The sequence below is a fragment of the Enterococcus villorum genome (assembly GCF_007990225.1).
Lineage (GTDB): Bacteria > Bacillota > Bacilli > Lactobacillales > Enterococcaceae > Enterococcus_B > Enterococcus_B villorum.
Genome location: NZ_BJWF01000011.1, coordinates 1 through 25198, shown reverse-complemented (window position 1 = coordinate 25198; position 25198 = coordinate 1). Strand labels below are relative to the sequence as shown.

The 25198-nt window shown below is 33.7% G+C and carries 21 protein-coding genes, 1 pseudogene and 1 riboswitch; of the genes and pseudogenes, 16 read left to right on the top strand and 6 right to left on the bottom strand.

Annotated features, from left to right (window positions below; genetic code table 11):
• Positions 1-12: 12 nt before the first annotated feature.
• From rpsR to rplI, 3 genes are all read left to right on the top strand, one after another.
• Positions 13-249 (top strand): 30S ribosomal protein S18, encoded by a 237-nt coding sequence (gene rpsR, locus EVI01_RS06000; protein ID WP_002288370.1) that lies wholly within the window; start codon positions 13-15, stop codon positions 247-249.
• 351 nt (positions 250-600) lie between these two features.
• Entirely contained in the window at positions 601-2574 is a 1974-nt protein-coding gene (locus EVI01_RS05995; RefSeq protein WP_010750860.1) for a DHH family phosphoesterase, read from the top strand.
• Positions 2575-2580: 6 nt separating this feature from the next.
• Positions 2581-3033 carry a 50S ribosomal protein L9 gene (gene rplI / locus EVI01_RS05990; RefSeq protein ID WP_010750859.1) on the top strand — a complete coding sequence of 151 codons (453 nt, stop codon included), beginning with the start codon at positions 2581-2583 and terminating at the stop codon, positions 3031-3033.
• Positions 3034-3422: 389 nt separating this feature from the next.
• Here the strand turns inward: rplI and EVI01_RS05985 are convergent, their stop codons facing one another.
• Together EVI01_RS05985 and EVI01_RS05980 are read right to left on the bottom strand one after the other, a co-directional pair.
• Positions 3423-3866, bottom strand: a complete 444-nt coding sequence (locus EVI01_RS05985; RefSeq protein WP_010750858.1) for a hypothetical protein — start codon at positions 3864-3866, stop codon at positions 3423-3425.
• 463 nt (positions 3867-4329) lie between these two features.
• A complete protein-coding gene (locus EVI01_RS05980) occupies positions 4330-5004 on the bottom strand; it encodes a glycine zipper family protein (RefSeq protein ID WP_010750857.1) in 675 nt (224 codons plus the stop codon).
• Positions 5005-5464: 460 nt separating this feature from the next.
• On the opposite strand from EVI01_RS05980, the gene dnaB reads away from it, so the two are divergent.
• The 3 genes from dnaB (at position 5465) to EVI01_RS05965 (ending at position 9702) form a co-directional block, all read left to right on the top strand.
• Positions 5465-6832: a replicative DNA helicase gene (dnaB, locus tag EVI01_RS05975; protein WP_010750856.1), complete on the top strand. Its 1368-nt coding sequence runs from the start codon at positions 5465-5467 to the stop codon at positions 6830-6832.
• Positions 6833-7236: 404 nt separating this feature from the next.
• Positions 7237-8529, top strand: coding sequence for an adenylosuccinate synthase (locus EVI01_RS05970; protein ID WP_010750855.1), 1293 nt, complete (start codon positions 7237-7239; stop codon positions 8527-8529).
• 309 nt (positions 8530-8838) lie between these two features.
• Positions 8839-9702 (top strand): DegV family protein, encoded by an 864-nt coding sequence (locus EVI01_RS05965; RefSeq protein ID WP_010750854.1) that lies wholly within the window; start codon positions 8839-8841, stop codon positions 9700-9702.
• Positions 9703-10461: 759 nt separating this feature from the next.
• Here the strand turns inward: EVI01_RS05965 and EVI01_RS05960 are convergent.
• Positions 10462-12078 carry an ABC-F family ATP-binding cassette domain-containing protein gene (locus EVI01_RS05960; protein WP_010750853.1) on the bottom strand — a complete coding sequence of 539 codons (1617 nt, stop codon included), beginning with the start codon at positions 12076-12078 and terminating at the stop codon, positions 10462-10464.
• Positions 12079-12457: 379 nt separating this feature from the next.
• Here EVI01_RS05960 and EVI01_RS05955 point away from each other — a divergent pair, with 379 nt between their 5' ends.
• Positions 12458-12979 carry an HdeD family acid-resistance protein gene (locus EVI01_RS05955; protein WP_010750852.1) on the top strand — a complete coding sequence of 174 codons (522 nt, stop codon included), beginning with the start codon at positions 12458-12460 and terminating at the stop codon, positions 12977-12979.
• Positions 12980-13076: 97 nt separating this feature from the next.
• On the opposite strand, the gene spxB is transcribed toward EVI01_RS05955, so the two are convergent.
• Positions 13077-14807 carry a pyruvate oxidase gene (gene spxB / locus EVI01_RS05950; protein ID WP_010750851.1) on the bottom strand — a complete coding sequence of 577 codons (1731 nt, stop codon included), beginning with the start codon at positions 14805-14807 and terminating at the stop codon, positions 13077-13079.
• 157 nt (positions 14808-14964) lie between these two features.
• Here spxB and EVI01_RS05945 point away from each other — a divergent pair, with 157 nt between their 5' ends.
• The gene (locus EVI01_RS05945; RefSeq protein WP_010750850.1) at positions 14965-15783 is read left to right on the top strand and encodes a ZIP family metal transporter; all 819 of its coding nucleotides are present in this window, start codon (positions 14965-14967) and stop codon (positions 15781-15783) included.
• A gap of 95 nt (positions 15784-15878) precedes the next feature.
• Here EVI01_RS05945 and EVI01_RS05940 read toward each other — a convergent pair whose 3' ends face one another.
• Positions 15879-16082 carry a hypothetical protein gene (locus EVI01_RS05940; RefSeq protein WP_010750849.1) on the bottom strand — a complete coding sequence of 68 codons (204 nt, stop codon included), beginning with the start codon at positions 16080-16082 and terminating at the stop codon, positions 15879-15881.
• A 204-nt stretch (positions 16083-16286) separates the two neighbouring features.
• Here EVI01_RS05940 and EVI01_RS05935 point away from each other — a divergent pair.
• Positions 16287-16869 (top strand): annotated as a pseudogene (locus tag EVI01_RS05935) (TMEM175 family protein).
• A 741-nt stretch (positions 16870-17610) separates the two neighbouring features.
• Here EVI01_RS05935 and EVI01_RS05930 read toward each other — a convergent pair.
• Positions 17611-18060: a hypothetical protein gene (locus EVI01_RS05930; protein WP_010750846.1), complete on the bottom strand. Its 450-nt coding sequence runs from the start codon at positions 18058-18060 to the stop codon at positions 17611-17613.
• A gap of 493 nt (positions 18061-18553) precedes the next feature.
• Here EVI01_RS05930 and EVI01_RS05925 point away from each other — a divergent pair, with 493 nt between their 5' ends.
• The 7 genes from EVI01_RS05925 to EVI01_RS13845 all read left to right on the top strand — a co-directional run bounded on the left by EVI01_RS05925 (position 18554) and on the right by EVI01_RS13845 (position 24915).
• Entirely contained in the window at positions 18554-18973 is a 420-nt protein-coding gene (locus tag EVI01_RS05925) for a helix-turn-helix domain-containing protein (RefSeq protein WP_010750845.1), read from the top strand.
• Positions 18974-18991: 18 nt separating this feature from the next.
• Positions 18992-20032 (top strand): hypothetical protein, encoded by a 1041-nt coding sequence (locus EVI01_RS05920; protein WP_010750844.1) that lies wholly within the window; start codon positions 18992-18994, stop codon positions 20030-20032.
• 299 nt (positions 20033-20331) lie between these two features.
• Positions 20332-20465: riboswitch (FMN riboswitch) on the top strand.
• 104 nt (positions 20466-20569) lie between these two features.
• Entirely contained in the window at positions 20570-21643 is a 1074-nt protein-coding gene (gene ribD, locus EVI01_RS05915; RefSeq protein WP_010750843.1) for a bifunctional diaminohydroxyphosphoribosylaminopyrimidine deaminase/5-amino-6-(5-phosphoribosylamino)uracil reductase RibD, read from the top strand.
• On the top strand, positions 21628-22248 hold the full coding sequence (locus EVI01_RS05910) for a riboflavin synthase (RefSeq protein WP_146811572.1): 621 nt from the start codon (positions 21628-21630) through the stop codon (positions 22246-22248). Before ribD ends, EVI01_RS05910 begins: the two co-directional genes overlap by 16 nt.
• The gene (locus EVI01_RS05905) at positions 22245-23420 is read left to right on the top strand and encodes a bifunctional 3,4-dihydroxy-2-butanone-4-phosphate synthase/GTP cyclohydrolase II (protein WP_010750840.1); all 1176 of its coding nucleotides are present in this window, start codon (positions 22245-22247) and stop codon (positions 23418-23420) included. The genes EVI01_RS05910 and EVI01_RS05905 overlap by 4 nt, the downstream gene beginning before the upstream one ends.
• Before the next feature lie 15 nt (positions 23421-23435).
• Positions 23436-23897, top strand: coding sequence for a 6,7-dimethyl-8-ribityllumazine synthase (gene ribH, locus EVI01_RS05900; RefSeq protein ID WP_010750839.1), 462 nt, complete (start codon positions 23436-23438; stop codon positions 23895-23897).
• A gap of 877 nt (positions 23898-24774) precedes the next feature.
• Complete coding sequence (locus EVI01_RS13845; protein ID WP_208595918.1) at positions 24775-24915, top strand: circular bacteriocin, circularin A/uberolysin family; 141 nt, start codon at positions 24775-24777, stop codon at positions 24913-24915.
• Positions 24916-25198 lie beyond the last annotated feature (283 nt).

Here is a 25198-nt window from a genome sequence, read left to right as displayed (position 1 = left end):
GAGGGAAATAGAATGGCACAACAAAGAAGAGGCGGACGTAAACGTCGTAAAGTAGACTATATTGCTGCTAACCATATTGAATATATCGATTATAAAGATATTGAATTACTAAAAAGATTTATCTCAGAACGCGGTAAAATCTTGCCACGTCGTGTAACAGGTACTGGCGCTAAAAACCAACGTAAAATTACTGTTGCTATCAAACGCGCACGTATCATGGGCTTACTACCTTTCGTAAGCGAAGACTAATTGAAACAATGAATGAGCCAATGATTCTTGTAATCAGAGGCTCATTTTTTATTTTTTATTAACTAACGATTGGACCTTTTATATGGATAAAATTGATAGGTATTTTATTTGCAAGATCACTTAAATAACGAAAAATGAATCAATTTTTAGTAGCTTCTATCTAGTTTTTACTTTCGAATAAAAAAGATAATTCACTCAACTTTTTACTGACTTCTGAATTATGGAGTACTGTTTCCATCTTTGATTTCCTTGCTTGAATAAGTTGTTAACTGAAAGTTCAAACACTGGTTTAGTCGCTTGAATGATGTGTGTTATGGTAGAATGAAACTAATCAATTATGGGAGGAAAACAATGGAAAAAGAAAAAGAAAACTTGACCCCTAGACCTCTCTTCATTTTTTTGTTCCTACTGTTTGAAGTACTGGTTGTCTTATTTACACCATTTCGTTTTGTTAGCGCTTTGGTCATTCTTTTATTGAATTTATTAGGGATCCGCTATTGGTTTAAATTAAAACAGTGGTTGACGATAAAAAACCGAGAAAAAATTCAACAGGCTTCGACGGTTGCTGAAACGAATCTTGCATATGTATCAGAAGTTATGCCAGTTGGTGTAATTGCTTATCAGCCTACAAGCCAAAAAATCGAATGGTTAAACCCGTTAGCATTAACAATTAAAGATCAAAGTGGGTTAACAGAAGAAGAATTATTGGAAGTTTTTTTTAATGCGAAAGAAAAAAAGAAAAAACAAGTATATCTTGCAGATAAAACCTTTCAATTTGAAATGGATACAGTAAAAGGTGTCATCTATTTCAATGATATTACGCAAAATCAACTATTGAAATTGCATCAGATAAATATCCAACCAGTTATTGGAATTGTTTCAATTGATAATTATGCCGATGCAATTGACAAATTAGATGATAAAGAAATTTCTTATCTAAATTCGTTTATTACTACGCTGGTTTCTGATTGGATGAATGAATATCATGTCTTTTTCAAGCGTATCAATGCAGAACGTTTTTTCTTTGTATCACAGATGGCTGATTTAAAAAAAATGATGGACAAGAAGTTTGACCTATTGGATCGCTTGCGTGCAGAAGCTGAAAGACAAAATTTACCGATTACGTTAAGTATGGGGATCGCTTACGGACAAGAGTCACTGGCTGAAATTGGTAGTGAAGCCCAAAATAACCTTGATATTGCTTTAGTGAGAGGAGGCGACCAAGTCGTAGTCAAAGAACTGCGTGAGGGAGCCAAACCGGTTTATTATGGTGGTAAATCAGCGAAATCAGTGAAACGAACGCGAGTGAGATCACGAGCGATGAGCACAGCGCTTCGTAAAATTTTTGATGAAACTGGGGACGTCTTTATCATGGGACATAAATTTCCTGACATGGATGCGATTGGCTCTGCTTTTGGTGTCAGTTGTTTAGCTCGTTTCAATCAGAAGAAGGCATATGTTGTACTTGATGAAACTGAAATTATTCCAGACGTAGAACGTTGTCTAGAAGAGATCCATAAACATCCGGAACTAGAAGCGCAGTTAATCTCGCCAAAAAGAGCGATGGAACTAAAAAAAGAAGAGGACTTACTTGTAATGGTTGATTACCATAAACCATCGCTATCAATCTCACAGAGCCTATATGAACAATTTGATAAAATTGTCATTATTGATCATCATCGACGTGGGGAGGAGTTTCCAAGTAAGCCTTTATTAACTTATATCGAATCTTCCGCCTCTTCTGCTTCTGAATTGGTAACTGAACTGATCCAGTACCAAAGTAATCGAACCAATCGGCTTGATCGTTTTGAGGCGACGCTATTACTTGCAGGTATGACTGTCGATACCAATAGCTTTAACGTCAGAACGACTGCACGAACTTTTGACGTTGCAAGCTATTTAAGGTCTTGTAGTGCGGATGCTTCCCTAGTACAATATTTATTGAGTTCAGATTTAGAAACCTATTTGGAAATTAGCCACTTGATTGCCCAAAGCGAATATGTGACTTCAGATATTGTTGTGGCAGCAGGTACCGATGAAAAAGAGTACAATAGTGTGATCGCTGCAAAAACGGCCGATACGCTTTTGTCAATGATCAATATCAATGGTGCGTTTGTCATTACCAAACGCACAGATGGACTTGTGGGAATCAGTGCCCGCAGTTCTGGTACGATCAATGTTCAGGTGATTATGGAATCCTTAGGCGGTGGAGGGCATTTTACCAATGCGGCGACCCAATTAGAAGGTGTCACAGTAGAAGAAACAAAACAGCGGCTATTGGCTGCAATCAATGAAAATAGGAATCAATTATATGATAAGGAGTAATGAATTATGAAAGTCATTTTTTTACAAGATGTAAAAGGTAAAGGAAAAAAAGGCGACATAAAAGAAGTACCAACTGGTTATGCACAAAATTATTTATTAAAAAATAATTTAGCAAAAGAAGCAACTAAAAGTAGTATTAGCCAGTTAGCAGGACAAAAAAAGGCGCAAGAAAAACAAGAAGCTGAAATCTTAGAAGAAGCAAAAAAATTAAAAGATTTCTTAGAAAAAGAAGATACCGTGGTTGAATTAAAAGCAAAAGCTGGTGAAGATAGTCGTTTATTTGGTTCAATTCCATCAAAACAAATCGCAGAAGGTTTAAATAAGCAATACAAAATCAAATTAGACAAACGTAAAATTGAATTGAATAATCCTATTCGTACATTAGGGTATACAAATGTGCCAGTAAAATTGCATCATGAAGTAACTGCTACAATCAAAGTGCATGTGGTACAAGAATAAAACGAAGAGCGTGGGGCAAAAGTAAAGCATACTTTTACTCCACGCTTTAAATATATGTAAATGGTGTTCACAGCATTTCTTCTACGGAATTAAGAATGAAAAATTAAAAATATGAAAAGCTATTTTCAATTTTTCATTCTTAATTCTTGAAGCAGATCACGTTATTCAAGCCCTCTTTTCCCTTTTATGATATGTAATTATACTGTTTTTTTTAATAATTAAATATAGTTTTTTAACTAAAAGACTAATTTATATTAAAAAAAATAAATTAATCCCACTTACTATTACTATTTAGCATTCGGACATTTAAATACGCAAAAAAAATTCTCTAAAAAAATACATATTTTCCTTATTTTATAGGTGTTTACTCGCTTTGAAAAATATAAATTTTAAATAAATTGCACAGAAAATCGTAAATGTTCTCCATTATTTTCCTGTGTTTTTTTATTTTCTTCATCGATTTGAGCATAGCAGTTTTTTATTTTTTTATTATATGTTTGAAATAATTCGTTTTGTTCAGGTTTATTATCTTCTTTAGTAAAATCATTTGCTAACAATTTTTTTATTTGTTCCTTTTCGCTATCGGATGTAGCAAGTTTAGCAGGATCTTGATTAATATTTTTAGATAATTGAATTTCTTTGAAAATTTGAAGCGTGCCAACTTTTAATTTGTAAGTACCTCTACTTTGAAGGGTACCACCATTTGTTACTTGGTTTAATTCAGCATTTTCTATTTTCTTTTGATTAGCAGACTTACAACCACTCAGTAGGACAATAAGTAAAACGAAAAAAATTTTAAAAATAACAATATTTTTTTCCTCATAACTACTCACTCCTTTTCTAAGTATAATAATATAGAAAAATAAAAACAACAAACAATAACGTAAAAATAATGAGTAAAATATTTTCTAAGAAAATTTTTATAGGATAAATTTTATTTTAGTAGGCTTTTATATAACATTTTTAAATTTATCTTAACTTTAAAATAACAATTGTATATTAAGTGGAATAACCCAAACTATATTTATAAGTACGTAAATCATAGTGGAGATTCAAAATTTGTTTAATAGATTATTAAAATAACACTTTTTAAGTATAAAGATGAACACAAAAGTTGTGAATTACAATTATTTAAAAATGAAAAAACATACTAAGGCAAGTGGGAGTTTTCACCAATCTCTCACTTGCCTTAGCATGTTTTTCTATCATGTAACTTTGATTATTTTTTTTTGCGATATTTCAAAAATAGTAATACCACCACAAGAACGGTTGAATAAATCAATAGGGTTCCTAGTCTCATATAGCGCACTGCGTTTGTGACGTTAAACTACAGATAGGAAATTCTGCTGATAAAGTCATACGCACTCCTCCATTCGATCTACCTTTGTTAATCATTGATTTTACATCACTTTGTCCTTGTTCGCAACGTTTTGCTAATACTCCAGCACCAATAATAGTCCCCACTACAGCACCGATAACACCACCAATTAATGCACCGTATCCAGCGCCATTTACTGCTAGACCTGCAGCACAAAATCCTAAATAATCTCTTAAATTAGCTAATCCTGTCTTACTAGTCGCGTAGTCATTAATCCCACCATTAACAAATTTTTCTGACCATCCCGTAGTATCATAAAGTCCTCGTGCGAAATTATTGTTTCCATAAGCATAGCGGACCTCAGCTCCATCATATTTTAGGATAAGTGACTGGATCAAATTTTTTGTTTCTTCTGAGTTTGGCTGATTCAGTAACTGTTGTTTGATTTCTGGACGATTCACTTCTTTCACAAAAGCTTTGTATAATTCATTAGATTCGACAATCGTGACTTGAGCTAGTTGAAAATGAGTTTCAGTTGATGTGCTAATAGCAGTTTCCTCAGCAGCATAAACGATTTGTGTTACTCCTGGTACTACAGCCCCAAATAAAGTTAGAAAAGAGAATAAAATAGCAATGAGTTCCTTTTTTTTCATGATAAACTACCTCCTAAAAATTTTTTGTGTAGATTAGAAAATATTTTCTGAAATCGATTCTAGCACAATTAATAGTATAGAGGGTTAAGTAATCATAAGTGGTCCATTATTTTACAAAAACGAAAAAAAATGAACAATATAAATTTCATTTCCCCTTTTTTCCTCTTGGATTATAGCAACATCTATTGAACACATAGCTTGTTTGGTACTGACGTAAGGAATAACTTAACTGAACTACTTTTTATAGCTATTCATTTTATCAATGGTTTTTCTTTCTCAAATTTTTTGCTAATTTAATTTTTTTATGAATCAAAGTGTGTATTTTCTATACTTATTCTTGGAAAGAATGGTCTCTTTTCTTGTTTTCAGAAGATAAACAACTATTAAACTCACTTTTTTAAAGTGACTTTTTCGCGATTTTCTTGTAAAATAAAGCAATTGAAGACAAGGAGCGAGATAGATGAATGAAGTGTGGCAGGATCGAATACCACCGCAAAATATTGAAGCTGAACAAGCGGTTTTAGGGTCTGTTTTTCTAGATGCTGAAACGATCATTGATGCCATGGAGTACATAGAACCGAAAGATTTTTATCGTCGGGGGCATCAAATTATTTTCGAAACAATGATCGAGTTAAATGACCGAAATGAAGCCATTGATGTCGTGACGGTAAAAGATCGTTTGGAACAAGCCAATTTATTAGAAGATGCGGGTGGATTAAGTTATCTTTCAGATTTAGCTTTAGCTGTACCGACTGCGGCTAATATTGTTTACTATGCGAAAATCGTCGAAGAAAAATCATTGCTTCGTACATTGATTCAAACTGCGACAGGCATCGTGACGAAAGGTTTCGAGCAAGGGGAAGAAGTTCAAACTATTTTAGATGATGCTGAACGCAGTATTTTAGAAGTATCTGAAAAAAGAAACCGCAGTGGCTTTTTATCAATTGCAGAAGTCCTAAATTCGACCATTGAAAATATTGACCAGTTAGCTCAAAACAATGAGGAAATTACAGGTCTTCCTACTGGTTATCAAGGTTTAGATAAAATGACAGCGGGTTTCCAACCAGAAGAATTGATTATTCTGGCGGCTCGTCCTGCGGTAGGGAAAACAGCCTTTGCATTAAATATTGCTCAAAACGTGGGTACGAAAACGGACCGTTCAGTCGCTATTTTTAGTTTGGAAATGGGGGCAGAATCACTGGTTAATCGGATGCTTTGTGCAGAAGGATCTATCGAAGCAAGTCATTTACGTACGGGACAACTTTCCGAAGAAGAATGGTCAAATTTGATCGTTGCGATGGGAAGTTTATCAAGAGCAAATATTTTTATTGATGATACTCCAGGGATAAAAATTTCTGAAATCCGAGCAAAATGTCGGAAACTAGCACAGGAAAAGGGAAATCTTGGGTTAATTTTAATTGATTATTTGCAACTGATTGAAGGAAACGGTAGAGAAAACCGTCAACAAGAAGTTTCAGATATTTCTCGTCAATTAAAGAAACTAGCGAAAGAATTAAAAGTCCCTGTTATTGCGCTGTCTCAGCTTTCTCGGGGAGTCGAACAACGGCAAGATAAACGTCCTGTCTTAAGTGATATCCGTGAATCAGGGTCAATTGAGCAAGATGCAGATATCGTTGCTTTCTTATATCGGGACGATTATTATGAACGAGAAGGCGGCGAAGACAATGAAGACAATGAGCCGAAAAATGACAATGTTATTGAAGTAATCATTGAAAAAAACCGTAGTGGTGCTCGAGGCACAGTTGAGTTACTTTTTATCAAGGAATACAATAAATTTTCTTCCTTGTCACCGAGAGAAGAATACTAAGAAGAGACTATTTTAGAGACCTTTTTGAAGGTCTCTTTGTTTATACATAATCGTATTCTTTTTGTTTATGATGGAGTGAAAGCCTAAGATACTAGTATTTGCTGTAATAAACTGAAAGAAATTAACAACATGGCTATAAAAAGGCAAGGAAGCCTTTATTTTTTTCTCCAAAATAGTGAAATAAATCAGATAAAAGGTTGTTCTAAGCTCAAATTACGAGTTTGAAATAGCTCTCATCTCATCTATAGGTAGAGAAATTAGTAAGTTCTTTTTTATACGTTTATTGTTCGCTTTTCAAACGCTTTTATAAAAAAAATAAAAATATCATTCGATTTTAGTTGAATAAAAGATTGGTTATTGTTACAATAATTCAGGATTAAATAATATTAAAACGAGGTGTTCAGATGTCATCTGTAGTAGTAGTAGGTACACAATGGGGCGACGAAGGAAAAGGAAAAATTACTGACTTTCTTAGTGAAAATGCTGAGGTGATCGCACGGTACCAAGGTGGCGACAATGCAGGACACACAATCAAATTCAACGGTGTTACTTATAAACTGCATTTGATTCCTTCGGGGATTTTCTATAAAGATAAAATTAGTGTGATTGGTAATGGTGTGGTAGTCAATCCAAAATCATTAGTCAAAGAGCTTGCTTATTTACATGAAAAAGGTGTGACTACTGACAATTTACGTATTTCTGATCGTGCGCATGTCATTTTACCTTATCACATTAAATTGGATCAATTACAAGAAGACGCAAAAGGCGAAAATAAAATCGGCACAACGATCAAAGGGATCGGACCAGCCTACATGGATAAAGCTGCTCGTGTAGGTATAAGAATTGCTGACTTATTAGACAAAGAAATTTTTGAAGAGCGCCTACGTTTAAACTTAGATGATAAAAACCGCCAATTTGTAAAAATGTTTGACTCTGAACCAATTGATTTTGATTCAATTTTTGAGGAATATTACGAATACGGTCAACAAATCAAGCAATATGTAACAGATACATCTGTCATTTTAAATGACGCATTAGATGCTGGAAAACGTGTCCTTTTTGAAGGTGCTCAAGGCGTTATGTTGGATATCGACCAAGGGACATATCCATTTGTTACTTCTTCCAATCCAGTAGCAGGTGGTGTAACAATTGGTAGTGGCGTTGGTCCATCTAAAATTAATAAAGTCGTCGGAGTATGTAAAGCTTATACTTCTCGTGTTGGAGATGGCCCGTTCCCTACAGAATTATTTGATGAAACAGGGCAACAAATACGTGAAGTAGGTCGTGAATATGGCACAACAACAGGTCGTCCACGACGAGTTGGATGGTTTGATACGGTTGTTATGCGCCATTCAAAACGTGTATCAGGTATTACAAATTTATCTCTTAATTCGATTGATGTATTAAGCGGATTAGAAACAGTAAAAATTTGTACGGCCTATGAACTAGATGGTGAGCTGATTTATCATTACCCAGCAAGTTTGAAAGAATTGAAACGTTGTAAACCAGTATATGAAGAACTACCTGGATGGTCTGAAGATATTACGAAATGCAAGACACTTTCTGAATTGCCAGAAAATGCACGTAACTATGTAAGACGTATTTCTGAGCTTGTAGGTGTACGCATCTCCACATTTTCAGTAGGGCCTGACAGAACACAAACAAACATCTTAGAAAGCGTCTGGGCACAAATATAGACTTTACAGCTAACTTCGTTAAACAGGACATTCTTTAATTTTAAGAATGAACGAATTTGCTGAAAGAATCAAAAGTTCTTATACAATGAGGAATAAAAGCGTCGAAACTACGAAATTTGGGTTAAAATTTTGGTTAGTTTCGGCGTTTTTTCTCGCAAATAGTAGAACAGGGATGGCAAAAACTTATGAATGTCTCCGTGATATCAGAGAGCAAAAGGCCTATTTAAATAGTTAATGTTATTTTGTATGTCATAGATTTGCTATAATAGGGAGCAGAGTTAAAATGAAACGTTAAAGGGGTTGAAGTTTGTGTATCAAATCGTAACAGATTCATGCTGTGATTTGCCTTACCAAGTATTACAAACAGCAAATGTCGAGTATTTATCAATGAAGCTTCAATTAGAGGGACAAGAACTAGTAGATGATCTTGGAAAAACATTTAATTATGATCATTACATAGCACAATTAAAAAACGGAGCGACACCAACGACTTCACAAATTAATGTAGGGCAATATTTAGAGTTTTTCCGTCCCTATGTTGAAAAACAAGTCCCTATCTTGTATATTGCCTTTTCAAGTGGTTTAAGTGGCTCCTATAATAGCGCCTTACAAGCGGTAGAAATATTGAAAGAAGAATATCCAGATCCTCAAATACAAGTATTTGATACGAAAGCTGCGAGTATAGGCGAAGGATTGTTAGTATTAGAAGCTGTCCGCTTAAAAAATGAAGGAAAGACGATCGAAGAATTATGGGAATGGTTAGAAAAAAATTATTTAAAAGTGCATTCCTGGGTAACGGTCGATGATTTAAAGCATCTTGAACGTGGAGGCCGTATTTCCAAGACAAGTGCTACATTGGGGAGTATTTTAAATGTAAAACCAATCATTACAGTTGATAAAGAAGGTCGATTGACAAACATTGGTAAAGTAAGAGGAAGAAATAAATCGATTCAAAAAATTGTTGAAGAAACTGTCAAAACGATTGTGGCGCCATTAGAACAAACAGTCTATATTGCTTATGCAGGAGACTTAGAAAGCGCCGAAAAAACAAAACAATTACTAGAAGAAAATATTAAAATGAAAGAAGTCAAATTATATCCTTTAGGTCCTACTATCGCTAGTCACACGGGTTATGGTTGTATTGCCATTTTTTCAATGGGGGTTACTCGATAAAATGGCGTGGACTATCCATTGAAGAAAATAAACTTTTAAAAAAGGGATGTTCAAAGAAAAATATTTTTTCTCTGAACATCTCTTTTTCACGAATATAAAATAACAAAATTATTTAAATTTTAAGTTATTGTCTATAGTATGAATGACTAAATTTTGATACAATAATTATCAGTAATTGGTGGGTGTAAAAGATGGTAGCTAATCTCTTAAATAAGAGGTGATGCTTATGGTTATACGCTTTATCCCTAGAAAGGAATAAAGTTGTCTGTATTTGAATCTTTACAACTGATGCTCGCCTTTGCGACATTGGTGTTGCAGATAATAGACAAAAAAGACCAAAAAAAATAACCATCTAAACACACTTTAGCGAAGTTTTTAGATGGTATAGCAATCTAAAATAAAGCTACCGTCTTTAACGGCACTGGTTACTGATCAAAGGGGTTGTTGACGCAACTCCTTTTTTCAGTTTCTATTATAGCGTATTTATCCATGAAAATAAAGAGATCAATAATAAAAAAGAAGAAGGATTGAGGAGACTACTTACTAATTTTCTCAAATTCAATAGATGTCTATAAAAAAATTATCTTTTGCTAGGAGGTGTCTTTGAGATTTAAAACAAAAAATCCCAAAACATAAAGATGTTTCAGGATTTTTTATTTGCTGTTGCTACGTTTTCACTTCACATTAAAAAAATTGAGGAGTACGATCTAGTCGTGCTTTTTCTTTTTATAGGTGTTCCTAAAAAGTTTTTTTCTAATTCTACAGTTCATTCAGTTGTTTTTGAATATCTTTATTTTCTAAGAATTCATCATAGGTTGTATCTGCACGATCAATTACCCCTTTATCAGAAACGGCAATAATGCGGTTTGCAAGGGTTTGGATAAATTGGTGATCGTGAGAAGCAAAAAGAATAGAGCCGGTAAATGCCATTAATCCATCGTTCAATGCAGTAATAGATTCTAAGTCTAAATGATTGGTAGGATCGTCTAGAACTAAGACATTGGCTTTAGAAAGCATCATTTTAGAAAGCATACAACGCACTTTTTCTCCACCAGATAGAACATTGACTGGCTTCAACACCTCTTCACCAGAAAAGAGCATTCGTCCTAAGAAACTTCGTAAAAAGGTATTGTCATCTTCTTCTTTACTTGCATATTGACGCAACCAATCCAAAATTGTTAAATCATTTTCAAATTCTTTCGTTGTATCTTTTGGTAAATAAGAATTACTGGTTGTAACACCCCATCGAACCGTACCAGTGTCAGGAGTGATTTCGCCCATGATGACTTTAAATAATGTGGTTGTTGTAATATCATTTTCAGCGACAAAAGCAACTTTATCTTCTTTGTTTAAGTTAAATGATATATCATTTAATATTTTCTTACCATCAATCGTTACACTCACATTTTCTACTTGTAAAAGATCATTCCCAATTTCACGTTCTGGTTTAAATCCAACAAACGGATAACGACGTGAAGAAGGTTGAATATCGTCTAAGGTAATTTTTTCAAGCATTTTTTTACGAGAAGTTGCTTGTTTAGATTTTGAAGCATTTGCGCTAAAACGAGCAATAAATTCTTGTAACTCTTTGATTTGTTCTTCTTTTTTTGCATTTGCATTGGCTTGCAATTTTGCAGCTAATTGGCTAGATTCTAACCAAAAATCATAGTTGCCAACATATAACTTGATTTTACCAAAATCTAAATCTGCCATATGGGTACATACTTTATTTAAGAAATGACGGTCATGAGAAACAACAATAACAGTATTTTCAAATTCGATTAAAAATTCTTCCAACCAATTGATTGACTGAATATCTAATCCATTCGTTGGTTCGTCAAGAAGTAAAACATCTGGTTTACCAAATAATGTTTGTGCTAAAAGTACTTTTACTTTTTGTCCACCAGTCAGTTCACTCATTAATTGATGATGCAATTCTTCTGGAATGTTTAATCCTTGTAGTAAAACAGCAGCTTCCGGTTCTGCTTCCCAGCCATTTAATTCAGCAAATTCTCCTTCTAGTTCTGCCGCACGAATGCCATCTTCGTCTGTAAAATCTTCTTTCATATAAATGGCATCTTTTTCTTTCATTACTTCATAAAGACGTTTGTGTCCCATAATAACAGTTTCTAAAACCGTATATTCTTCGTAGTCATAGTGATTTTGTTTTAAAACGGCCATCCGTTCGTCTGGTCCCATTGAGACAGTTCCAGTTGAAGGTTGCAAATCTCCAGATAAAACTTTAAGGAACGTTGATTTACCTGCACCATTTGCACCTATTAAGCCATAGCAATTTCCTGGAGTAAATTTAATATTAACATCATCAAATAGTTTGCGGTCTGAAAAGTGCAAACTTACATCATTTACAGTAATCAATTTTTTTCCTCACTTTATTTTTATAGTATTTAACAAGTCTTCTAGCATTATATAGGGGAAAGAAGAAAGTTTCAAGGCAATCGATAATTCTTTGTGTTTCACGTGAAACACCGTAAAAAAAAATAGTTAAAGAACCTATAAAACAAAAAGAATTTACTATGATAATGAAATATCTATGGAAATTTTAAAATGACTCGCTTTTTCTATCTAGCGAAGGGAATGTTGAAAGTAAAGTGAGTAAATTTTTTATTAAATGATCAATCATTTTTTTTTAAATATAGCCTACGTCAGACTGATTTTTCATATCAGCATATATTTTGACGTTATTTAAATAGAGCGTTACTATGAATAATAGATTAAAATGAAAGCTGGGATAATAATGAATGAAAGAAAAACGGTGGATTGGGGATCATTACTTTTAGGGATTTTATTTGTCTTTGTTTCTCTTATGTCTTTTCAAGATCCTGTAGGGAATCTAGTAGCGATTGTACTTGTATTTGCTATTTTTGCATTTTTAAAGGGGATTTTTGAATTATTTCTTCGCAATTGTATGAAAGAATTAACTGGGTATAAAGGGAAAATGCCTTTGGTTATTGGGATTATTGATATTTTAATAGGGATTTTCTTTTTATTTAATATTGGTGCTGGGGTCATAGCTTTACCATTTGTCTTTGCCATCTGGTTTATTGCAGATTCTGTATTGGCTTTGTTTACAGCTGATTTGGCTAAAGGTATCAGTACAGGCTATTATTGGTTTACAGTAGTTATAAATATTTTAGGTATTTTGCTAGGCATCATGTTATTATTTAATCCTATTTCTTCTGCTTTAACTTTAAGTTTTCTTGTTGGTTTTTACTTTATGATTTTTGGGATTAATCATATTGTTTATGCTTTTAGATAAATAAAAAAAAAGAGATAAAAAGCAACCATGTCCTTCTGGTTGCTTTTTTATCTATACTTATTTATGGAACAATGTGCTTTATTACATAAAAAAACGTTTAATTTTTATTTTCATATAATTCATTTAATACAGGTAAATCATGTACTTCATATTTTTCTTTGAATTGTTTGATGTCTTCAACTGTATATTTACTTGGATCTAGATGGAGATCTTCTACAGGTAGAGGACGTTTATTACCAATTTTAACATCAATAACCACTGGACGATTGGATCGTTTTGCTGCATCAAAAGCAGGGCGTAATTGATGATAATCGGTAATGGTAAAACTATCAGCGCCTAGTGCTTCACTAGCTTTTCCAAAATCAGCATCTTCTAAAAGTACACCAAATTTCTTTTGTTCGGTATCTTCTTGTTCTGCTTCGATAAAGCCAAATGAAGAATTGGAGAAAACAACATTAATAATAGGAAGTTGGTATTTTACTTGTGTAATGATATCTTGCATAACCATTGCAAAACCGCCGTCACCGCTTAAGGTAAAAACTTGCTTTTCAGGGAAGCTTAATTGTGCAGCAATTCCTCCTGGGATACCATTTCCCATTGTTGCAAACCATCCAGACGTTGTATGTTTTTGTTGGCCATTCATGTTCAATAAACGAATAGAGTGGATCGTTGTGTTCCCAACATCTGTTACAAAAATGGCATCTTCTTCTGCAATACGATTGATTTCTTTGTATACAGCTTCTGGACGGAGTGGTTTGTCTTTTCGATCTTCAAAAGAGTGTAACCAGTTAACCCATTTTTCTTTATTTTCTTGGTTAGCCAAATACCAACGATCTTCAGGGCGAGGTTGCCCAAGTGAGGTTAATTTTTCTAAAGTTGTATTTGCATCGCCTAAAATAGTCAGAGAAGGCGTGTGTCTTCGGCCAAATTTTGAAGCATCAATATCGACTTGGATAAATTCTGCATCGGGATTAAAGAAGGCACGGCCAAATGGAAAATCGCTACCCACAAATAAAATAAGATCCGCTATTGCTAAAGCTTCATTGGCTGGTTTTGTGGCAACACGTCCAGCAAAACCAAGAAAGTTTTTATAATCGTCTGGAATAATTCCTTTAGCTAAAACGGAGGCTACGACAGGCATAGAAAAATGCTCAGTAAATTTCTTGATTTGTGTAAAACCATTACGTGCTCCTTGACCAATGTAAAGTACCGGTTTAGTTGCTTTTTCAATAAAAGGAATAGCTGCTAGTAGGTCTTTCTCATCTGGTAAAATCACGCCTGTTTTATGCGTAGATGCAGTCGATATGGGTTCTTCTTCGATCTCTTCAAAACCTAGATCAACCGGAATTGTCACAATAGCAACTCCTTTATATTCGTAGGCGGCTTTAATTGCTTCGTCAACAACGTGGGGCAAGCTTTGAGCAGTCATCACGGTGCGATTATAAACACTTACATCAGCAAAAATTGGGTTTTCGTTTAATTCTTGAAAAGAATTATAGTTCATAGCAGTAGAAGCTACCTGACCAAGTAAAGCTACTACTGGTACATGATCCATTTGCGCATCATAAAGTCCATTAATCAGATGAGTGGCACCAGGTCCAGCAGAACCAAATACAGCGCCAACTTTTCCTGTTAACTTCGCATCGGCAGCTGCAGCGAGTGCACCGACTTCTTCATGACGAACTTGGATGTATTTTATTCGATCTTTTTCATGGTATAAAGCATCCATGATGGAGTTAAATGAACCTCCAGGAATCCCATAAATGTGATCGATTCCCCAACTTTCCATTACTTTTACCATAGCAATACCCGCGTTAATTGTTGACATCTTCTCCACTCCTTTATTGTTCTATAAATAGTATTTATTAATTAAAGTATAGTGCTTCCCCGTTTAAATCCCAACTAATTCGCTTTTTCACAAAAATAGTAGTCATGGTTTTTTCAATATGCTAGAGTAATAATTGAAGGTATGAAAGGAGGAAGTCATGGCTGAGTGGCTATTAAAGTTGGAACCGTGGCAACAAGCATTGACAGGGACCGCTTTTACTTATTTTATGACAGCTTTTGGAGCTGGCTTGGTATTTTTCTTTAAAGAAATTAAGAAAGAAGTACTGAATTTAATGCTGGGTTTTGCATCGGGCGTGATGATTGCTGCTAGTTTTTGGTCTTTGTTAGATCCCGCCATTACGAAAGCAGAAGAAAACGGAGATATTGCTTGGCTCGTTGTGAGTATTGGTTTTGGCTTGGGAGGTTTATTTCTTTATATAGCAGATAAGACACTTCCCCATATGCATTTTGGACCAAAACACGAAACAGAAGGACTACCGTCCCATTTAAAACGAACCATTTTATTAGTGTTTTCGATTACTTTACACAATATTCCCGAAGGATTAGCTGTTGGGGTGGCATTTGGTGCGGCAACATCAGCCGATAACCCAACAGCGGCTGTTTTGGCTGCTGTTTCTGTTTCGTTAGGGATTGGTATCCAAAATTTCCCAGAAGGAGCTGCAGTCTCTATTCCTTTAAGACAAGAGGGTTTGAGTCGAAAGAAAGCTTTTGTTTATGGACAGGCTTCAGGTATTGTCGAACCGATTGCAGGCGTCATTGGTGCGATCCTTGTAACAAGAGTAACTACTTTATTACCTTATGCACTGGCTTTTGCAGCGGGTGCCATGATTTATGTAGTGGTAGAAGAATTGATACCTGAGGCGCAACAAACATTATCAAGTAAACGTCATTTTGCTGTTTTCGGGGTGATGTTAGGATTTATCCTCATGATGGTTCTTGACGTAGCTTTAGGTTAATTTCAAATGATATATCATTTTTGAGCAGCAAATAAAAAGCAGATTAGATATCGTTTGTTTACGATATCGTCTGCTTTTTTATTATACACAATCTATTAGTAATTTCTTCTATGATGGTATCGGTTTGCTCCAGAAATTGTACGAATCAACCAGATCACAATAGCTAAAGGAATCAATAATTTGATTGCAAACCATAAGATACTGCTTACAACACCGATAAATAAACTAATGACAAAACTTGCTACAATCAATAACATAACCAACATGAATAGATTCAAAAAAGTATTTCTTTGACGCATGGAAATCCCTCCATTTCTTTTTTATACACGTGATCAAAATATACTTAATAATATTTTCCTTAAAATAGAGAAAATAAAGGTTTAAAAAGCTTTGTTTTGTTAAGTATAGCAATTTCAAATAGTCGTTTCATCCAACTATAGACTGATTTAGTTGCTTTTTTTTCTATTTATTTACTACAATAAGTCAGAAAAGGAGGCCAAAGTATGCCAAAAAATCGTTTAGAGGCATTTACAGATGCAGTTATAGCAATTATCATGACAATCTTAGTTTTAGAGCTTCACAAACCTGAAGCAGACACGTGGCAAGCCTTAACAGCATTAGGTTATCGTTTTTTGATTTACATTGTTAGTTTCTTTACCTTAGGAATTTATTGGAATAATCATCATCATATGTTTCAAGTCGTTCGTAAGGTGAACGGGCGAGTTATATGGGCAAATAGTTTTTTTATTTTTGCGTTGTCGTTGTTTCCTTTTGCTACTTCTTGGATTAGCGAATACAGCCATAGTCTAGTACCAGAAATTACGTATGGGGTAGTGACCCTAGGAGCCAACATTGCTTATTATCTTTTAGCAAGAGAATTGGTTCACTCTGATCCAACCAACAAAAAAAAATATAAAAGAGTTGTTAGGGAATTATCGAAAATCTTATTGGTCGATTGGTTTAAATGTCTTAGGGATCGTTTTAGGATATTTGATTACTCCGCTAGCTGTGTTGATTACCAATGGGGTGATTTTGTTGGGTTGGCTAATACCAAGTCGTAAAATTGAATCTCAATATGGCAGTTAACAATTAAATTGTCTAGTGTAAATTAAGAGAAATATAACAAAAAGTTAAAAAAATAGTCGAACTTCTAGAGGAAAATAGTACTCAAAGAGGGATGCTTATGATGGACAAGAAAAAATTGAATATAGGAATGACTACAAGCATTGTAACGATACTTATCTATTTAGACCGACAGCAATGTGGTTTCTTGGTTATTGTGTTGACCTTATTGGCTCCATTTTTTGTGGCGCTAAGAAAATAAAAAGATGCATGGAAAGTTTACACCCAAACTCTTCGAATATATTTGAGAGTTTGGGTGTTTGTTTATTTAAAATAATTCGAGTAATCGAACGAGGATACTAAACATTTTAAAAAATCTAAGTTTTCCACTGTGGAAAACTTAGATAAATAGAGAACTAAAAACATTCCAGAACTACCGTATACATATTTCGTGCATAAATATTAAAGGAAATATGTGTAATAAATAGAGAGCACAACTACCTAATAAAAAAATAACTTTTTATTTTACCTCAGCTGTTATTTTATTGTTTTTAAATAACATCATAACGATTGGAAGATATTATAGCTAATTAGAGGAATTTAAATAGAAGAGCAATAGTTAGTGAAGAGAAATGTTTTTATTCAATTTTATCTAATAGAATAATCAAGGCGTTGATTGTTTTCTTTGTCAAAAAATGTGTGGTAAATAAGGTGATCGTATTGGAATAAAAACTAAAACGATATACCCCTGCTGGGTATGTCTTTTTAGTTAGTGGTATGAGTCGCACCTGCGAGGGGGTGATTTCTCTTATAAGCAAAATACTTAGCTGATTTTTTTGCTAAACCAAATGAATCGGTCAATTGCAGATTTTGGGGAGAGAATTGGATGGCAGGAATAGAAAAAGTCTTTTTTTGTTTATCTAATATAGAGATGGAAAAATTGATTTCTTCATTATTATCATTGAGCAAGGTGATATGTGGTTGATCGTCGAAACTGATAGAAACCACTTCATAAAATCCTAAAAATTGAAGTTGATCGCCCTCTAATTTCAATAATTCATCTTCAGTTGGAACATACTCCATTTTTGTTTCATTATCGATTTTCATTTCAGCTTTTGAAGTAACGTCTCGTATAGGAGATGTCAAAAAATCCACAACAAAAAATAAAACAATTAACCCTAAAAAAATACTGATAATAATAATCGTTTTTTTCATTTTTACACTCCTTTTAAACAGTTATGATGTAAAAAAGCTCTTTTAAGGCAAAATTATTTTTTTGACTTAAAAAATGGTATAATATATAACATTTTTAATGTATTTTTGTTATTCATTGTGTGCTTTAAGGATAGTATAGTTTTAAATGAATAAAAAATAAAGTAGAAAACATCCTTGGTTTAACATTGTTTTTACATAGATAATTCAATATGTAAGATAAAATTTTCGAATGTTTCCTTAGTTATTTTTTACATTTATAAAAACTATTTCTTTTTAATATTTGTTATTATTAATTAATTACAAAATAAAAAATAATTATTTAAGATAAACAAATGCGCCCTCTCGTTATTTTTCATACCCATTTTTACTGATTTTTTGAAAAAAAAATTCTAAGTAGCTAAAAAATTTCTTTAAAATGAATAGTAGAAGCAATTAAACAGATGAAAGATATTGGAATATTCTTGTTACAGTTGTTGAAGAGAGGAGGAAGTAAATGTTAGATATTTTATCCAAAAAAATGAAACGACAATTACTTCTACTAAAGCTACTTTTTGAAGGAGAAACATATCGATTTCAAGAGTTAGAACATCAATTGAATTGTTCTTCAAAAACATTGAGGAATGACTTGATAGATATTGATTCATATGCAAAAGAAATTAAGATACACACGGATCGAGAAAGTGGTGTATATGCAGAGATCGCACCACATGTGACGGAAGAATATGTTTATCGTACGATCATGAATGAATCAATTGAATATCATTTTTTAGAATCAATTTTATTAAATAGGTACACAAATTACTTAGAATTAGCTGAACAATTATTTATTTCGGAAAGTACGTTGCGGCGAATGGTCAATCGAATCAATCTTGTGTTAAAGCATTATCACTTAAGAATTAGAGGATTAATTTGACTGACGGGAGAAAAGCAGATGATTGAGAAGTTAACGATTCATTTACTTCTAGAAAAGTATATCTCTTTGGAAGAAGCTTTTTCTGAAGAAATTTGTAAAAAAGCTCGCCAGTTACTTTCTACATACATAGAAAAAAACCAACTTCAAGAATTAATAGCTAAACTCGGACATAGAGAACATGATCAACTTTTATTTTTTACTGCATCTCAGCTGTATCAACTAGAAAATGAAAAACAATTTCTTGAAAGTGATCAAAATAAGTCTTTTTCTGTTGAAACAAACGATAAAGCAACAAATTTCTCACAAAAAGATGTAAAAGATAATAACGAATATCTAGAAAAACTTCTTTTTGAACAACCATTTGTTCGCTCTATTTTGAGTTCGGAGAAAAATAGACAAGAATATCAACAAAATAAACAGTTAGTGGAAACGGTCTGTGTGTTCATTGATTATTTAGAAATGAGCTATCAAGTTGCGTGTCACACCCGCCAAGAAGTCATAGACAAAGTGATCAGCGAGAAAGATTACGTGGAAAATTTATCCTTCGTTTTGTATGATAAACATCATCAATTTTTAAAACAAATACTTCCAGAAATAGAAATTATACAAGTAGGATTGAAAAATTACGTCATTCAAAACCAACAAAGAAACTTATTAAAACAAATGAATAATGATGAATTTAGTCGAAAATTAGTTACAGTCCTATTAGTTTGCTGGCCTGCTCTATTAAAAAAAATTGAAATGAGTAAACAAATTAGCGCTTTAATTGTCACAAATTCAAAAGAGTATGCGAGTTATATTATTGAAAAACTAGAGTTGTATTTAGGTGGTCGTTATCGTTTTGTCGTAAACTCTACGCCCTTAGTGACAGAACAACTGGTTCATAAAGAAAAGTATGATTGTATCGTTTCTAATACGATGTTAAACAAACAATTCAATATACCAATATTTGGCATTTCTATTTACCCTAAATCAAGAGAAATACAAAATTTAATCTTTTTTTACCAACAAAAAAAAGTAAAAATTGCGGATAATCGCAGTGTGAAGTCAATAAAATAATGAAAGATTAATGATTCAATAGATATAAAAAAGGTGCAGAAATTTTTATTTTGTATAAATTTGTTTTTTTATGTAAACATAGTATAAGAAGATAAAAAAGTCATTTCTTGATGGGATAAAATCATTTTATTTAGTTATTTTATTAATAGATAGTCAATTTTTTATTTTGTAAATAAATGAGTTCTTTCAATGAGCTTAATGAATTTTTGGTTTGCTATAGGATTGGAGTACGTGTTGTAATTTTTATATTCTTGTGGTTGACACTATTAATTATTAAGAATATACTCTAGTCGAATTGAATATTTCTTCGGGGCAGGGTGTAATTCCCGACCGACGGTGACGAGTTTACTCGAAGTCCGTGACCCACGTTATCGTGGTTGAGCCAGTGCAACTCTGGCGCCGACAGTTAAAGTCTGGATGGGAGAAGAAAAGCTAATGTAAGATCGTTTTGTTGTTGAAAACGTTTTTTTAAGCTTGTTTAGTTATGCCCTGTGATTAAATTCACAGGGCATTTTTCATTGAAGGGAGGAGATAACTATGCACCATACTTTTATGCTAGCTGCGATAGAGGAAGCGAAAAAAGGAAAAGGGAATACCTTTAAAAATCCTTTAGTAGGAGCTGCAATTGTAAAAGATGGAAAACTGATTTCATTAGGTGCACATTTATATTTCGGCAAGGCCCACGCCGAAGTAAATGCCATAAATAACTGTAAATCTCCCGAAGAACTTTTTAATTCAATCTTATATGTGACGCTTGAACCTTGTAACCATCGTGGGAAACAGCCTCCTTGTACGCAAGCAATTATTGATTCTGGTATAAAAGAGGTAATCATCGGACAACTTGATCCTAATCCTTTAGTATCGGGAAAGGGAAAAGCATTTTTAGAAGCACATGGCATAAAGGTCACTGTGGGGGTTGAACAAGAAAAATGCAGACAATTAAATCCTCATTATAATTATTTTTTTGAAAATAACCGTCCGTATATTGTTCTCAAACAAGCACTTTCACTAGATGGAAAAGTATCATTGAAAAATGGATACAGGTATTCAGTAACTGGAAAAGCAGCAATTTCTAGTGTTCGAAAAGAAAGAGGGGATTATCAAGGAATTGTTGTAGGAAGTGAAACCGTACTAATTGATAATCCAAGTCTTTTACCGATACCACAAACAGCCTTTTTACCTGTGCGAATTATTTTAGATCGTAGAGGACGAGTACAAGAAAGACCAGAGCTTCATATCTTTCAAGAGACACATAGCCCGGTATGGATATTTACCGAAAATGCCAATTATCAGAATTTACCTCAACACGTAAAAATGATTTATACACCAAACTTTTCCTTTGATTTCTTTATCGAAACGCTGAAAAAAGAAGGGATACAATCTTTGTATATTGAAGGTGGACCCAAAATTCATGATGCATTTTTAGCAGAAAATCTATGGGATGAATTAATAAGTTACATTGCCCCCAAACTATTTGGAGGAAATAGCCCGACAGCCTTCAATAGTGACCGTTTTGTTTTACAGGAACAGCTCCTAGAATTTGTGGAAGTCAAGCAGATTGGAAAAGATATTCGTGTGAGGGGGAAACGGATGCCATGTTTACAGGACTAATAGCAGAAAAAGGTGTAATCAAAGAGATTCAGCGTAATAAGCAAATGATCCAACTAACTTTTCATGCTTCTAATAAGTTATTACAAGATTATAAAATTGGTGATAGTATGGCGGTTAATGGCGTTTGTCTAACAGCGATTGAAGTTTCTAATCACTTGTTTAAAGCAGAAATAATGCCTGAAACATTTAAGCGAACGACTTTTGCTACTGCCAAAATTGGAAATTTAGTGAATCTAGAACGAGCAATGAGGGGAACACAACGGTTTGAAGGCCACTTTGTTTCGGGGCATATTGATACGGTGACAAGAGTGGTAAAAAGAAAAGAAAATCAAAATGCATTAGTCTTGACGTTTGCTTATCCTCCGAAACACGCAGGTGAAATTATTCCTCAAGGTTCAATAACGATCAATGGCGTCAGCTTAACCGTGACAGAAACGACTGCTTCATATTTTTCAGTAAGTTTGATTCCCCATTCAAAAAGTCTAACTAATTTAGGGAGTTTATCTGTAGGTGATTTTGTCAATATCGAAACAGATATGATCGGAAAATATGTAAAAGCACAAGAAAATAAATTTCAGATGTATAAGGAGAAAGACTTGCTATGAAAAAAATAATGGATGCCATCAAAAAACTTAAAAATGGTGGTTTAATCATTGTCGCTGATGATGAAGATCGAGAAGCAGAAGGCGATCTTGTGGGTTTAGCAGAATTTGTGACACCAGAAGCCGTTAATTTTATGACTAAATATGGTAGAGGATTGATTTGTGCACCGATATCTGAAAAGATTGCGTATCAATTGTCATTAGAAGAGATGACTAAAAACAATACCGATACTTTTGGAACCGCCTTTACGATTAGTGTAGATCATAAAAATACGTCAACTGGTATTTCTGCATATGATCGTGCGTTAACGATTAAAGAACTAGCTAATCCTGAGGCAGTAGCAAATGATTTTCTTAGACCCGGTCATCTCTTTCCACTGTTGGCTGTTAATGGCGGAACGCTTAAGCGAAGAGGGCACACAGAAGCTGCTGTTGACTTAGCCAAGATTGCCAATAGTGTAGAGGCAGCTTATATCTGTGAAATTCTTAAAGAAGATGGCACCATGGCTCGTATGACTGATCTAATTCAATTATCTGAACAATGGGAATTGCCATTAATTACTATTGACGAGTTAGCTAAATTTTTAGCAAAAAAGGAGCAGATGACAGTTCATTTGCCAACAGCCTATGGCGATTTTTATTTGACAATTTATGAAGAAAATGAAAAGCTTGAACACCTATTATTAACAAAAGGCGACATTCAAAATAATTCCCAACCTTTACTAGTTCGTATTCATTCAGAATGTTTGACAGGTGATGTGTTTGGTTCTCATCGTTGTGACTGTGGTGAACAATTGCAAGAAGCAATGAGAATGATAGAAGAAGAAGGAACTGGAGCGATCCTTTACTTGCGTCAAGAAGGGCGGGGAATCGGTTTGAAAAACAAATTAAAAGCTTATCAACTTCAAGAAGCTGGCTTTGATACCTATCAAGCAAATGTTGAATTAGGCTTTTCACCTGACGAACGGGAGTATCAGTTTGCGGCCGATGTACTAAAATCAATCGGTGCCAACGCTATCCGTTTAATAACCAATAATCCAGAAAAAATAAATGAACTTCAAGAAGCTGGGATTCGAATCGTAGAGCGTATCCCAATAGAAATATCTCCCCAAGAGGAAAATCAAGCCTATTTAAAAACCAAAAAAGAGAAGTTCCATCATTATTTATCAGTTTAAAAAGGAGAGAAAAAGATGACGATTTTTGAAGGAAACTACTGCCTAAAAGAGATGCGAGTAGGGATAGTGATTGCTCGGTTTAATGAATTTATTAATCAAAAACTATTGCAAGGTGCTTTGGATAATTTGACAAGACATGGGGTAAAAAAAGAACAAATTGATATTTATTGGGTACCAGGAGCGTTTGAAATTCCTTTTATCACTAAAAAACTAGTGGAGGCAAAGAAGTATGATGGCATTATTACGTTAGGCACAGTCATCCGAGGCGCTACCACTCATTATGAATTAGTGTCAAACGAAGTAGCTAAAGGAGTGGCGCATATTAACTTAGAATCAAACATTCCTATTATGTTTGGTGTTTTAACTACCGAAACGATTGAGCAAGCCATTGAACGAGCAGGAACAAAAGCTGGGAATAAAGGAAGCGAAGCGGCGCAAGGATTAATAGAAATGGTCTCTCTTTTGCAAAAAATATAAGACGAGAAAATTAGGAAAAATGACGAAATGTTTCATGCTGATTGTCACATAAAATCCTTTTCTATTTTTTTGTTATAAAATTTGTTTGTTAACAAATGAGTATGAGTAACTATAAAAATAAATAAGAAAAAAACATAAAAAATGGATCTAGAACATAAATTTAAATGAGCATATTATCTATGATCTGTTCTATTTTTTTAAATTCTATCCCTGTCAGTGTAAGGCTAGAAAGGGATTTTTTAATGCTAGAAAACAAATCAAATAATGTTCCCAAATGAATAAAACAAAGTAGTTGTGTGAGAATAAAATAAGTGATGAAAATGACTTAGTGAAAAGAAAAACATTTTATGCTAGACTTACAAAGAAGGATAATTACACGTTTAAAAAAATAATTATGGTACATTTGTTCACATAATTTCCTAAAACATTTATTTTTGTTTATTCTATAGACATTATAGGTTGGAGGTGAATCATATGTATCATGGTTTATACTTTATCATTCCTGTCCCAGGTGGTTGGTGGAAACATATAGGTGGAATAGATGGCGTATAGCGAATAAATTCCACTAGAAAATAGCCAAATGCTGGCGATGGAAGTGGGATATGTATAGGAGGTGTCAGAATGATTTCTAAAGTAATATTTGTGGTCCTAAATTTACTTGTCTTATTCTTTTTTATTCATAAATTTGGTTTCACGGAATATAGCATAACGAGGATTATCATTTGCATCTTCATCTATCTCGCCTTATACATTGTCACTAAAAAAATACGACAAAAAAAGAATTAGGAGGAAAATAGAATGAATCTTTTACAAGTAGCTAGTAAGTTTAACATTTCTCAAGGTATTGCGACTGGTATTGTAACAACGGTATTAAACAGTGCTTGCTGTGATTGGCGCTGTAACTGTTGCGTTGTCTGGTGGTATTGATGCGATTTTAGAGGTAGGTTGGACAGCATTTATTGCAGAAGTAAAAGAACAAGCAGCAGCAAGAGGTACAGCAGGAGCGGCCGCTTGGTAAGGATATAGAAAGTAAGGAAATTAATTTGTGATCTAAATACGGATAGACGGTGTTCAAAGAGCTGTCCTTCGGTAATAAGTCAAAAAATCTCAAAATATGAGAAAATATTTCGAGATTTTCATCCTTATTACTCAGGACAAAACGCTCTTTTCACAACCTTTTTTACGGTGTTCACAGCATTGCTTCTGCGGAATTAAGAGCGAAAATGCAAAAATATGGGAAGCTATTTTCTCATTTTCGCTCTTAATTCTTGAAGCAGCCCATGCTGTTCACAACCTATTCA